At 57.9% G+C, this 12,307-nt stretch carries 11 protein-coding genes; 7 read left to right on the top strand and 4 right to left on the bottom strand.

Annotated features, from left to right (window positions below):
• The first annotated feature begins 23 nt into the window (after positions 1 to 23).
• Both ETQ85_RS19240 and ETQ85_RS19235 read left to right on the top strand, forming a co-directional pair.
• Positions 24 to 1,238 carry a tyrosine-type recombinase/integrase gene (locus ETQ85_RS19240; RefSeq protein WP_148580707.1) on the top strand — a complete coding sequence of 405 codons (1,215 nt, stop codon included), beginning with the start codon at positions 24 to 26 and terminating at the stop codon, positions 1,236 to 1,238.
• 127 nt (positions 1,239 to 1,365) lie between these two features.
• The gene (locus ETQ85_RS19235) at positions 1,366 to 2,409 is read left to right on the top strand and encodes a DNA-binding protein (RefSeq protein WP_148580706.1); all 1,044 of its coding nucleotides are present in this window, start codon (positions 1,366 to 1,368) and stop codon (positions 2,407 to 2,409) included.
• Positions 2,410 to 2,427: 18 nt separating this feature from the next.
• On the opposite strand, the gene prpF is transcribed toward ETQ85_RS19235, so the two are convergent.
• Positions 2,428 to 3,585 carry a 2-methylaconitate cis-trans isomerase PrpF gene (prpF, locus tag ETQ85_RS19230; protein ID WP_148580705.1) on the bottom strand — a complete coding sequence of 386 codons (1,158 nt, stop codon included), beginning with the start codon at positions 3,583 to 3,585 and terminating at the stop codon, positions 2,428 to 2,430.
• Positions 3,586 to 3,992: 407 nt separating this feature from the next.
• On the opposite strand from prpF, the gene ETQ85_RS19225 reads away from it, so the two are divergent.
• Complete coding sequence (locus tag ETQ85_RS19225; protein WP_148580704.1) at positions 3,993 to 4,175, top strand: hypothetical protein; 183 nt, start codon at positions 3,993 to 3,995, stop codon at positions 4,173 to 4,175.
• A gap of 146 nt (positions 4,176 to 4,321) precedes the next feature.
• Entirely contained in the window at positions 4,322 to 5,509 is a 1,188-nt protein-coding gene (locus ETQ85_RS19220; protein WP_246128828.1) for a tyrosine-type recombinase/integrase, read from the top strand.
• A 9-nt stretch (positions 5,510 to 5,518) separates the two neighbouring features.
• On the opposite strand, the gene ETQ85_RS19215 is transcribed toward ETQ85_RS19220, so the two are convergent.
• On the bottom strand, positions 5,519 to 6,616 hold the full coding sequence (locus tag ETQ85_RS19215; protein ID WP_148580703.1) for a DNA-binding protein: 1,098 nt from the start codon (positions 6,614 to 6,616) through the stop codon (positions 5,519 to 5,521).
• Positions 6,617 to 6,802: 186 nt separating this feature from the next.
• Here ETQ85_RS19215 and ETQ85_RS19210 point away from each other — a divergent pair, with 186 nt between their 5' ends.
• From ETQ85_RS19210 to ETQ85_RS19200, 3 genes are all read left to right on the top strand, one after another.
• On the top strand, positions 6,803 to 8,110 hold the full coding sequence (locus ETQ85_RS19210; RefSeq protein ID WP_187394782.1) for a tyrosine-type recombinase/integrase: 1,308 nt from the start codon (positions 6,803 to 6,805) through the stop codon (positions 8,108 to 8,110).
• A 136-nt stretch (positions 8,111 to 8,246) separates the two neighbouring features.
• Positions 8,247 to 8,684 (top strand): ProQ/FINO family protein, encoded by a 438-nt coding sequence (locus ETQ85_RS19205; protein WP_148580701.1) that lies wholly within the window; start codon positions 8,247 to 8,249, stop codon positions 8,682 to 8,684.
• A 140-nt stretch (positions 8,685 to 8,824) separates the two neighbouring features.
• Positions 8,825 to 10,065 (top strand): IS3 family transposase gene (locus ETQ85_RS19200; RefSeq protein ID WP_148577793.1). Its coding sequence is split into 2 segments (ribosomal slippage): positions 8,825 to 9,175 and positions 9,178 to 10,065, totalling 1,239 coding nucleotides; the frame shifts between segments, so codons are not numbered across the junction.
• 78 nt (positions 10,066 to 10,143) lie between these two features.
• Here the strand turns inward: ETQ85_RS19200 and ETQ85_RS19195 are convergent.
• Positions 10,144 to 10,683, bottom strand: a complete 540-nt coding sequence (locus tag ETQ85_RS19195) for a phasin family protein (protein ID WP_222862215.1) — start codon at positions 10,681 to 10,683, stop codon at positions 10,144 to 10,146.
• 39 nt (positions 10,684 to 10,722) lie between these two features.
• Entirely contained in the window at positions 10,723 to 12,138 is a 1,416-nt protein-coding gene (locus tag ETQ85_RS19190) for a diguanylate cyclase domain-containing protein (protein ID WP_148580699.1), read from the bottom strand.
• Positions 12,139 to 12,307 lie beyond the last annotated feature (169 nt).

Here is a 12,307-nt window from a genome sequence, read left to right as displayed (position 1 = left end):
TTCTGCGCGATACACTCTCACGCATGGAAACGACGACTCCCGCCGCCACGATCATCCCCGTCCGCCCCCTTGACGAGGTGAGTATCCCCCCCGCACTGGATGGTCGCCACGGCGACAACCGGGCCGACCCGGCACGCTTGCAAATCAGTGCCAACTGCGACGCCGACGCAATCCGCTGCTTTCTGGTCGAATACGACCGCTCTCCGGGCACCTACCGGATTTACCAGCGGGAATGCGAGCGTCTGCTGCTGTGGTCACTGATCGATTGCGGCAAGCCCCTGTCGAGCCTCAACCGGCAGGATTTCGAAGGCTATCTCAACTTTCTCGCTGACCCCCAACCGTCAGCAGTATGGTGCGGACCAAAAGCAGAGCGCATCTCCGAGCGGTGGCGCCCTTTCGTCGGCCCCCTCAGCGAGAGCGCCACGCTCACCGCCATGGCTGCCATCAATTCCCTGATGCGCTACCTGGTCGATGCGGGCTATCTGCTGGGGAATCCCCTTGGCCTGATTCGCCAGCGCCGCCGCAAGATGTCGGCTGAAGCCACTGGCCCGTTGCGTGCGGTGGCCAGCACCGAGGAAGTCGAAAAGATCGAGCGTTTCCTCGATCGGCAGATGTGGGAAGCCGTCACCGCCGCCATCGAAGCCATGCCCCGAGACACCGAACGGGGGCGTGACGAGTACGAGCGGGCGCGTTTCCTCGCCGCCACGCTCTACATGCTCGCGCCCCGGGCTGGCGAACTCGAAAGCCACCGCATGAACAGTTTCCGCGAAGAACGTGGCCTGTGGTGGTGGCACGTGGTCGGAAAGGGCGGCAAGAAAGCCAAGGTGCCGGTAGCCGAAGACATGCTTCAAGCGCTGATCCGTTACCGCAAATATCTTGGCCTCACCGCCATCCCGCGGCGCGACGACACCACCCCGATTCTCGTCTCGGTGAAGGATGGAAGCCCCATTACCGCCCGACGCCTCAACCAGATTCTGAAGAAGATTTTTAACGCAGCGGCCGACTTGCTGCCGCCGGAGGTCGAATACAAAAAGGAAAAGTTGCGTGCCGCCTCGGCCCACTGGGGCCGCCACACAGGTATCACCGCCAAGCTCGACAGTGGAATCGACGAGCGCTTTGTGCAAAAAGACGCTCGCCACTCGGATGCCCGTACCACCCAGCGCTACATCCACGAAGAGGAAGAACGCTGGCACGACGAAGCCCAGAAGCAACGTCTGCCTTGGGCAGGAGAAAAATAAAGCTCGCCCGAAACAAGAAGCGTCTCTTTAGTAACGTTATAAATGTAACGTTTTACGGGGCTGGACGTATGCTATCGTTCCCTTGAAGCACTTTTTTGCAATGTAAGTGAACGAGGGAGTCTGTTTCATGGCACGTAGCAGCAGCGTCAACTTTGAGTCAGTTGAACAGATCTGCTTCCAGTTACTCTCCCAGGGAGAGAACCCGTCTTTCAATCTGGTCTACGCGGAGCTCGGCAACAAGGGCTCCAGCGAAATCGTCCAACGCTACATGGACCAGTGGCGACGGGAAACCGGTGCGGCCTTCTTTCGTCAACGCAGCATACCCGGCATGCCCGACGAGCTGGTGCCCTCCGTGGATGCCTTCATGGCCCGCATCTGGTCGCTGGCATTGCAGAGCGCCGACCTGGTTTTTGCCACTCAGCGCGAGGAACTGGAAAAAGAGCAGGAAAGTGTCCGCGCCAGACTGCAAGCTGCTGATGAGCGCATTCTGCAAATGGAAGCCGAAGCCGCCCAGGCAACAGCGCACATCGGAGCCCTCAATCAGGGCGTCCAGGCCTGCGAAAGCACGATTTCCGAGTTGCGTAGCCAGGCTCTGGAATTGCACCGTCAACGCGAGGCGTTGGAGATCCGGATTAAACAGCTTGAAGAGGCGGTGGACGTTCGTGATCAGAAATTCGTTACCGAATCCGAGCGCCTGACCCGTCTTTTGCAGAACGACCGGGACCGCTACGCCGCGTCCCTGAAAGAGGAGCAGGATCGCAGCGCGGTAGACCGTGAGCTGCTGATGCGCCAAATTGACCAGGCCCGCCAGGAAAAGCTGGCCGAAATCACCTCCATGCGTCAGCAAATTGCTAACCGCGAAGAGCGTGAAACCAAGCAGCGCGAACAGACCGAGGAAGCGAAGGCCGCCCTGCGTGAAGCGGTGTCCCGCACTCGTCAGAGCGAAACATCGCTGGCTGCAGCCGAAGGCCGTATCGAACGCTTGCAGGCTCAGCTCAAGGTGGCCAGCGAAGCAGCCCACGGCAAGGAATCGGCTGTCGCAGCGGCTGAAGCGCGGGCCCGGGCCGTGGAGGATGTGCGTCTGGCCGAAACTGCCCGCGCCCACCGGGCCGAAGCGGCACTCGCCGAAGCTCTGGTCGAGCTCGGCATATTGAAAAAACAGGGCGCCTGAACGGAGGAGGGCAGGGCTTCAGTCGGCAGGTACTCGCACCCAGCCTTCCATCAGAATCCGCGCGGAGCGGCTCATGATGACTTTGCTCACCTTCCACCCATCGGCTGTCTCGTAGGCCTCGGCCCCTACCCTGAAAGTGCCGGACGGGTGACCAAAGCAGGTCTGTCCGGCTGGGGCCGGGGTCGCCACCTGTTGAACCATCGTCCCTGGAATTGCCATTGCCGCCGCGATGGCGACCGCGCCGGTCCCTGTCATGGCGTGATGTAGCTGGCCCATCGAGAAAATCCGCACCAGCAACTGGATATCTGCGGCCATTACCTGCTTACCGTCTGAGGCCCGATAGGTGTCGGGCGGCGCCACCAGCACAAGCTTGGGCGTGTGCGGACGCGTTTTCGTTGCTTCAGCAGCGGTGCTCACCAGGCCCATCGCAACGGCACCGGCAGCACGAATCGTTTCGGCATGGGCAAGCAGACCCGGATTGCCATTTACCGCAGCTGGCAGCTCCGTGCCACTCAAACCAAGGTACCCGGCTTCAATGAAAATCGTCGGATTGCCGGCGTTGATCAGCGTTGCCGGAATCCCTCCCAGCCCAGGCACCATCAGGGTGTCGACCAGCGAGCCGGTTGGAAAGAGATTGCAACCATTGGCGTCATCGCAGGCGCCAGGGTCCAGAAATTCGAGCCGGATTTCCGCTGCCGGAAACGTAACGCCATCCAGTTCAAAGTCACCGTTTTCCTGCACCTTGCCATCAACCATCGGGACATGTGCCAGGATTTTTCTGCCAATGTTGGCCTGCCAGATTCTCACCGTTGCCACACCATCCGCCGGCGCATTCAGCAAACCGGCGTGAATCGCAAAAGGTCCGACGGCAGCACTCAGGTTGCCGCAGTTGCCCGACCAGTCGATGACCGGCTTGTTCACGGCGACTGCACCGAACAGGTAGTCCACATCACAATCCGGCCGCTGCGAGCGGGACACCAGCACAACCTTGCTGGTACTCGACGACGCACCGCCCATCCCGTCGATATGCTTGCCGTAGCGGTCGGGACTGCCGATGACCCGAAGCAGAATGCGGTCACGAGCGGCGAGGTCTACAGGAAGATCGTCTGCCAGGAAGAAGACACCTTTACTAGTGCCCCCACGCATATAAACAGCAGGGATGCGGAGCTGGGTCATGGGTTTGGAGGAGAGCTGCAAAAAGCAAACATTATGAAACAGAGTACAAGAGAGCTTATCTAAAGCTTTATTTAACTTTAACTTCTGAAAACAGTAATTTTCAGAAGTTAATATAATGCATGAAATTTAGCCTTGCTGACGGCAGAAGCGCGGTAGTTCAACGTTTGGTGCTCTGTAGCCTTTATGAGTTGTCCTCCACCTGGTCTCTGAGCAAGCTGGCTTTCACACGTCAGCAGTATCGGGGAGGATGCTCAGGATCCCGGTTAGATTGGCGCACGCCGCCAGATCGACGACAAACCGTACTCGGCGAAGAGGCCACATGTCTTCCCGGCCTTGATAAGGCCTTTGTTTGACCCGTTCCACGTTCCCCAAGCGGGGTACGGTCAAGGTCGATACGGGAGAGAGTCTTGATGCTGACTCCTTCTTTCATGACCAATTGGGCTGATACTTTTCTCCCCGTCTGGCGCATCAAAGCCTTCGGAGGAGCCGATCTCAGCAACCCTGCAAAGTGTTTGCGTCAGGGCAAATCAGGGTTGATTGAGCCAGGCACGCACACGGTCGATTCACTTGCGTATGTACGGTATTTCTGAAAATGGTGGCGCAAACAACGGGTTGCGGCTGAAGTGCACATGCCCCGCTTCAGAAATCTGCATAACTTTCGACATTATCCTTATACTGTCGAAATATACAGTCATCTTGACGGACAAGCTGGTCCGCAAACCCGGTAGACGCAACCTTGAGCAAGCTCACACGACTTATGGCGCCGGTGCCCATCGAATCCCTTGATTTGTCCGAGGATCTTGATGGCCGCAACGGCAGTAACCGCGGCACAGGTACCCACCCGCAAATCGCTGCACAGCATGACGTGGACGCCCTTCGCGCCTGGCTGGCACGCTTTGCCGACAAGAAGACCACCTTCGACAGCTACCGGAAGGAAGCCGAACGGCTCCTGCTGTGGTCGGTGGTTGAACTCGGCAAACCTCTCTCCTCGCTTATCCACGAAGATCTGCTCGTGTATCAGCGCTTTCTCGCCGACCCTCAACCCGCCGAGCACTGGGTCATGAAAACCGGCCGAAAATGGGCGCGCTCCGAACCCGAATGGCGCCCCTTCGCCGGCCCTCTGGCCCCTACCAGCCAGCGTCAGGCCATCATTATCCTGAATTCGCTGTTCGGCTGGCTGGTTCATGCAGGTTATCTGGCCGGCAATCCCTTGTCCCTGTCCCGACAGCGCCAGCGCAAGGCCCAGCCACGCATCACCCGCTACCTCGATCAGGACTTGTGGCAGGCGGTCAAAACCAGCATTGACAGCATGCCCCGGGAAACAGACCGGGAGCGCCAGCACTATTTTCGCGTGCGCTGGCTGTTTTCACTGCTCTATCTCACCGGGATGCGCATTTCGGAGGTCATCGGCAACACCATGGGCGGCTTTTTTGGCCGCACGGACACGGACGGCGAACACCGCTGGTGGCTGGAGATCGTCGGCAAGGGCGACAAGACGCGAATTCTTCCGGCCACCGCCGAGCTCATGATTGAGTTGGCCCGCTTTCGCCGCGAAAACGGCCTGACACCCTATCCACTGGCCGGCGAATCGACGCCGCTTCTTTTGCCGATTGGCAGCAAACAGCGCGCCATGACCCGTAGCGCGGTGCATCTGATCGTCAAGCAGGTCTTTGAAAGCGCGGCGCGGCGCATCGAAGACGACGGCAGGATTGAATCCACCGAGCGCGCCCAACGGCTGCGCGCCGCGTCGGCGCACTGGCTGCGCCACACGGCGGGATCGAACATGCTGAGCGCAGCAATGGATCTGCGGCATGTGCGCGACAACCTCGGGCACGAGTCGATCTCCACGACCAGCAAATACCTGCATTCCGAAGATGACCGCCGCCACAAGGATACCGAGGAGAAACACCGCCTCGCGTGGTGAAGGACTGAACTACACGTCCGGTGTCGAATCCTGTGCTTGAATCCGCTGCAGGGTGACTTGCTGCAAGCGCTCTTCGGCACGGTTGGCACGCTCGGTTTCGCGGGATAACGCCTTCTCCTGCAAAACCAGCTGCATTTCCAGCGCGTACAACCTGGCGGTATCGCCCGTCCGTGTCTGTGCCAGGGTGCCGGCTTCGGCCTGAAGCTTCTCGACGCTTGCGCTCAATTCGGCGACCCGGGTTTCAAACTGACGAATCGTGGCCAGGCGTTCACGGTTGAGTCCGCTGGCCTCAGCGAGTTGCTCCCGCGTTTTGATTTCCTTTGTCTCAATGGCCAGCAGCTTTCCGCGAAACTCCTGAACCTGGGTTGCGTAGTCCTGGCGCAGCCGGTCGGTCTGACGCATCAGGTGCTCCCGCTCTCCGGCGGCGCGCTCCTGCTCCTTGCGGACTTCGTCGATCAGGCGCTCCCGCTCAACACGGGTTTGCTCGCCAAGTTCGCGGATGTGCCCTTCATGTTCCCGCTGAACGCTTTCCAGATGCTCCTTCAGCGCACGCTCGTTGGCCACCATGCGTTCCCGCTGACCAAGCAGGTCATCAATAGTGGCGCGCTGCACATCCAGCGTTTCCCTGACCGACTCCAGCTCTGCCTGCAGCCGGCTGGAATTGGCCTGCTCTGACCGCAACTGGTCCAGCGCTTGCTCGCGCTGGACCTCTGCGTCAACGACACACGTGCGCAACTCAGCCTCCTTCAACGCCATCTGGGCCTGTGCCGTCTCTATGCAGGCCGTTGCGGCATCGGCCGATACCTCCCGCAAAGCATCGAAGAGGCTTTTCGCACGCAGCTTGAGCGCCTCGGGCCACTCCTGGAAAAGCAGGTCCTCGCCGGCACGCGCTGCAGTCATGTGTGCCTCGCGCCAGCGCCGCATATGCGCCGTCACGATTCGGGTCGAACCTTGCCCGAGGTGTTCATGAATTTTCAGGTAGGTCACTTTTTCACCGGCCGCCTGAAGATCGTTGCAGGCCTTTTCGACCATTTCGTAAGTGATTGCGCTTGCCATCGTTTTCCAGCCGCCTTGGTTCATTAGTTTAATTTTGCATGGATTGTCCATAAATTTGCGCCATTGCGCAATTTAATTGCGCTTATGTAACAAATAATCGTGAGTATCGTAATTATCAGAATTTTTAGCCATATCCGAGCTGCACCTGTAAAATAGAAGAATGCACACATCAAGCCTCATATGCCCTCCTGCGCCCTGACTGTTGATCCAGACCAAGCCGGACATTGGTTTGCCGGCTTGCCTGAAGCCCTCATCGGTGCAAACGGGACCCAGCGCGGTCTGCCGACGACGAACTCCCTGGGGGCTGACAACGATGTGCAGGCCATCCTGATATGGTTGAGCACCAAAGCCAAAAACAACCACACCCGACGGGCTTATCTACTTGAAATAAGACGCTTTCTGGCATTCATGGTGTGGATTCGCGGGCGGGCGATTTCGAGTGCCACCGACGGTGATCTCGAAGCTTTCCGGGTCTGGCTCACGAACCCGGAATTACCCACGCAAGGCTGGCCTGCCGATTACCTTCCGTTCAAGCTGATGGAAACCCCACCGGGTTCCGGCTTGCGGGTGCTGCAGGGGCTGGCCATCGGCAGTCGCCAACGGGCCGACAGCACTATCAAGGGCTTTTTCAAGTACCTCCATGAAGGTGGCTACCTGGCCATGAATCCTTACCTGCGCCTGGGTAAGCTGACCGGAGAGGAAATCAGCCAGGAGGCCTTGCAGAGCCTGGCGTTGACGCCCGAGGCTTACACCCGTCAGCAACGACAGGAGGCCATCGCCCGGGATAACAGCAAGGCAGACAAGGCGTTTTCGCCAGATATGTGGCGGTGGCTGACAGGCTTTCTCGATGCACCCGAAAACGACTGGCGGATTCCTGATCCGGGCGAGACTGGCAAACGAGACGACATGCCTCCCCTACCCCGCTGGCCCATTGAGCGCCAGGAAAGACTCCGCTGCATGCTGCTTTTTGGTTACGCCTCGGCCGGGCGCCGCGCCGAACTTGCCGAGACAACAATGAACGCAGTTGTTCGAAGCGGTCAGCGCTGGGTCTGGAAGGTTGTTGGCAAGGGAAGAAAAGCCGTCGACGCGCCCGATCGCGTGACACTGAATGAAGCGGCGATGAATGCCTTGATGCGTTACCGGATCGCCCGAGGATTACCTGCCTACCCGGACAGCACAGAGAAGGACGTACCGCTGATTGCCAAGCTGACGCCTCTGCGCATCCGTAAAAATCGCCAGTTAGCGACCGGACCCGGCGTCAGCGCCGATCATCTGAACAAGGAACTGCAACGCTATTTTCACTACGCCGCGCCCTTTGCTGGCCAGGTCGACCCGGAATGGGAAGCGCACTTGCGCCGCGCAGCCTCCCACGCCTTGAGGCACACCCGCGGCACGCATTTTGCGCTTGCCAACATTCCCATCGCCACCACAGCGGATCAACTGCGCCACAAGGATCCCAGGACCACGGCCAACTACTATGTACATATCCAGGACGAAGAGCGCGCGCAAAGCGTCGATGCTGTGGATGAGCACATAAACCGCTGATGTGGAAATGCTCTGCAAGTTGGTCCTCATCACTTAAATAGGGACTTTGAGCCCTTGAGAGAACGACCATAGTCCGGCACAAGCCGTAGTCAGTGCTAAGATCATCGCCTTCTCAAAAAAAGCATCGGTATTTTCAATGGTTGAATCAGACAAGAGCGTAGCTCCCGCACAGACCGCAAAGGGTTTGCTCTCGGAGCTTCAAGGCGCCTTCCCGGTTTTTCATGATTTCCTGCCGTTGGCTATCGGCATCGACAAGCAACTCTTGCTGCTGCGGCCTGATATCAGCAAGAAAGTGCTGAGATCCACCCTCGGTATGCACACTCGCTCAGTGCCCTACCTCAAGGTGCTGCAAAACGCGGCGACACGCTTTAACCTGGATGGCAGCCCGGCCGATGCAGTGAGTGCAGAACACAAGGCTCTGGCGGCACAGACACTACGCGAGCATTTCAAGCAACTGGCAGCCAAGCGCAAGGAAAAAGAAGCCGAGAAACAAGCCGCCGCCGCTGCCGAGGCAGCAGAGCGCGAACGCGCAGAAAAACTGACCAAGCTTTCCGAGAAATTCTCCCGCCGGTAAATTCCGGCCAGGGCCAGCTCGTTTGGGGGCTATCGGCTCCCCTCAATGCAAAAAGCCGGCTCTTGCAGCCGGCTTTTTGCATGGTCGTGACCCGTCCTGAAAGAAGTTGACACCTTTTCTGTCAAGAGAGGGGAAGTCAGATGGACTCAGGGATCAAGAGGACGCAGAAGGACTACACGCTGGCTTTTAAACTGGCGGTGGTCGAGCAAGTGGAAAAAGGCGAACTGACCTACAAGCAGGCGCAGGACCGGTACGGCATCCAGGGTCGATCAACGGTGCTGGTCTGGCTACGCAAGCACGGTCGCCAGAACTGGGGGCCGATGGCACACTACGGCCGCATGAGTAAGCCGAACCCAAGCCCGAACAGCCCGACGCTCACGCCCGAGCAGCGGATCAAGGAACTGGAAGTCCAGCTCAAGGAGGCCCGGGAGAAATCCCGGTTCTTTGAAGCGGTGATCGAGGTGCTGAAGACGGACTATGGGGTGCACGTCGTAAAAAAGCCTGTGGGCAAGTCCTCGCGCAAAAGTCCGTCGAAGGGCTGAAGGTGTCGAGGGCTTGCCGCTACATGGGCATCAGCCGGCAGGCGCACTACCAATGGCAGCGCCGTCGGGCGTGCGACGAAGCCCGGCACGAACGGATTGTGGGCCTGGTGAAGGAGAAGCGCTTGCGCCAGCCCCGCTTAGGCACGCGCAAGCTGCACCACCTGATTCGCCCGGCGCTGATGGCCGAAGGCCTGGGCATCGGGCGTGATGCCTTGTTCGATCTCTTGCGCGGGAATCGTCTGCTGGTCCGGCCCCGGCGGGCGTATCACAAGACGACGGACAGTCACCATCGTTTCCGGCGCCACCCGAATTTACTTAAGGCGGGGCCGGAACAGGTTCAGGCCGAAGCCAGCGAGCAGGTCTGGGTCGCCGACATCACCTATCTGCCGACCCGGGAGCGCTGCGCCTACCTGAGCCTGGTCACCGATGCCTACTCCCGCAAGATCGTCGGTTACCACGTCCATGACAGCCTGCACACAGCCGAGGTCAGCCAGGCCTTGAAGATGGCCCTCAAGGGGCGCCAGGGACAGCAGCCGCTGGTTCATCATTCCGATCGCGGCATCCAATACTGCGCCCATGAGTACCAGGCCATTCACCAGAAACACGGACTGATCTGTTCGATGACCGACGGCTACGACTGCTATCAGAATGCCTTGGCGGAACGGGTCAATGGCATTCTCAAGCACGAGTTTCTGCTCCAACTGCCCGACGATCTGAATCAGGCCCGGCACATGGTTCGTCAGTCGATCGCCATCTACAACACGGAGCGACCGCATTGCTCGCTACAATTGAAGACGCCCGATGAAGTTCATCGGGCGTCTTTGCAGGCCAACCGTTAGGCCTGCTTATCCGTCACAACAGGTGTCAACCTGGGTTAGGACGGGTCATCGCCATCTTTCACAACCAGCGACGACGAACTACGCGGCCTTTTTACTGCGGGTCGCCGAGACTGAGCTGGCGATTGCCGCATGGTTGGCGTTGGCCATATCGGAAAGCTGTTGAGCAGTTTTTGCCATGCTCTCGCAAACGCTGTTCGTGACAGCAATCAAGGATTTGCTTGCTGCAGCGCTGACATCCGAATTCAAGGGGCTCGCTTTCATGAACTTGTCGAAACTGCTGGAGAAGTTCTTCTTGAACGAGACCATCTCGCGATCCAGGAGCGCCAAAAGCTCTTCATTATTCTTGAAGGTGATGTCGCAGAAGTCACGGGTGTAGTCCAGCGATTGACTAATCAACGGCTTGCTCAGTTCCGAGGGAAAGGACAGCAGATCCTCGGGGGTCTTCACGTTCATCAACGCACGCGTGTTGGACACGGTGTTTTCCAGAAGGGAGCGGGCAGAACTGGTATTGAGCTCGGTCAGCCGCTCGGTCGCTTCGAATGCGTAGTGTGCGAGGGATGTAATGGTTTCAAAACCGACATCGCTGGTCATCGAAAACGGATTGTTGATTACAAACATCATTGACTCCTTTTGATTGAATCTACAAAACAATACCTGCTAGCTTGACCTGAGCGATGAAGATCGGGGCATCATTAACCTTGCAGTCTTGCTGGAGCACCTCCGGCTTGCCGTCTTGTCGGACAGCGGTGCATCACGCTGATCCTGCTCCTTGAAGAAGTGCAGGCACGCGCCTCCTGCAGCCTTGGCGCCATACATGGCGAGATCGGCATGCCTTATGAGGGTTTCAATATCCCCTCCCCCAGCCGGATAAATGTCAGCCCCCAGACTTGCATTGATGGAGAAATGCTTCTTTTCAAAGGTGGTGCCGGTGGCAAATACACTCAACAACTTGCCAAGAACCGTCTGGACATCCTCCCGATGTTGAATATCCAGCAAAATGAGTGCGAACTCGTCACCGCCCAGACGGGCCACGGTGTCCTGGTCGCGAACGCTATTGCGCATATGCTCGGCGGCCGCGCACAAAACGGCATCGCCAGCAGCATGGCCGTGGTTGTCGTTGATTGCCTTGAAGCCGTCCAGATCGACAAACACGACAGCAAAACCGGCGTTCTTGCGTGATGCCATGAACAAGGCCTGGCCCAGCCGATCCATAAAGAGATTCCTGTTTGGCAAGCCGGTCAGCGCGTCGTGATTGGCCTCGTGCTGTAGTCGCAACAGGGTGCTGCGTAAAGGTTCGTCCAGTTCCCGACTCGTTGCAACAAAATGGGTTGCCTTGCCCTGCCGGTTCATGAAGGGACGAATATGCTTGTCTTCATTGAAGATTTCACCGTTCTTGCGCCGGTTGAAGAAGACTGCGCGGAAATCATTTCCGCTTTTTACCGTTGCCCAGAGATGCTTGTAGAAGTCGGCATCGTGAAGACCCGATCTCATGATTCTGGCGGGCTGTCCAAGCACTTCGTTGCGCGAATAGCCGCTGATCCGCTCAAAGGCCGCATTCACATAGCAAATAGTACCTTCTGTGTCGGTCACGATCACCATGTCGCTCTTCACCTCGGCGGCAGCCATCAGTGATTCCAGCTCCCTGTCCTGCCCCAGGTGCTGAGTGGCGCGGAAAAGACTCAGGAGAATGAAGTGGTGCCGCTCAACACTGACTCTTCTGACCGAAACGGTCAGAAGAAGACTTCCACCCGTGGTCGTATGTCCATTGAGATTCAACTGCAAGGCCTCCTGCTCCCAGAAGGTAGCGAAGGCAAGGTTGTAACCAGGTGTTTTTTTGCGCAGGGGCAAGGATGGGAGCAGTTTCGCGACATCGCATCCATCCAGCTCACCTTTTCTGCAGTTGAAAAGTAGCTCCATGGACGGATTGCAGAATCTGACGACACCATGCTTGTCCAGCAAGACCATCGGCCGCTCTGCATCTGAAGATCTGGATGCAGAGTCTACATCCCCTCTTACGAAGGACAAGTTGCCCTCTCGGAACAAGGCATGCATCGGATCGAGTTTGGTTTCCATCCTTCTGAACCCCTGGCAACGTGGTCTTGTTAAGTACTTATAAGAGCAACACCTTGTCCAAGTTACCGCAGGAGTATTCCGCCAGAAATACTTAAAAACTATTAATTAACCCATAAGTCACACAGATATTTCACAGAAAAATCCTGTTTTTATGACTTTTGAGAAAAAT

This window comes from Zoogloea oleivorans (genome assembly GCF_008107625.1).
In the GTDB taxonomy this organism is placed as follows: Bacteria; Pseudomonadota; Gammaproteobacteria; order Burkholderiales; family Rhodocyclaceae; genus Zoogloea; species Zoogloea oleivorans.
Note: the sequence above shows the minus strand (reverse complement) of the source record. Positions and strands in the feature narration are given on the sequence as shown.

Bases quoted from the DNA above. Each gene is read 5' to 3' on its own strand.
- ETQ85_RS19240 (WP_148580707.1), top strand. From the start codon at position 24: ATGGAAACGACGACTCCCGCCGCCACGATCATCCCCGTCCGCCCCCTT.
- ETQ85_RS19235 (WP_148580706.1), top strand. From the start codon at position 1,366: ATGGCACGTAGCAGCAGCGTCAACTTTGAGTCAGTTGAACAGATCTGC.
- prpF (WP_148580705.1), bottom strand. From the start codon at position 3,585: ATGACCCAGCTCCGCATCCCTGCTGTTTATATGCGTGGGGGCACTAGT.
- ETQ85_RS19215 (WP_148580703.1), bottom strand. From the start codon at position 6,616: ATGGACAATCCATGCAAAATTAAACTAATGAACCAAGGCGGCTGGAAA.
- ETQ85_RS19205 (WP_148580701.1), top strand. From the start codon at position 8,247: ATGGTTGAATCAGACAAGAGCGTAGCTCCCGCACAGACCGCAAAGGGT.
- ETQ85_RS19195 (WP_222862215.1), bottom strand. From the start codon at position 10,683: ATGTTTGTAATCAACAATCCGTTTTCGATGACCAGCGATGTCGGTTTT.
- ETQ85_RS19190 (WP_148580699.1), bottom strand. From the start codon at position 12,138: ATGGAAACCAAACTCGATCCGATGCATGCCTTGTTCCGAGAGGGCAAC.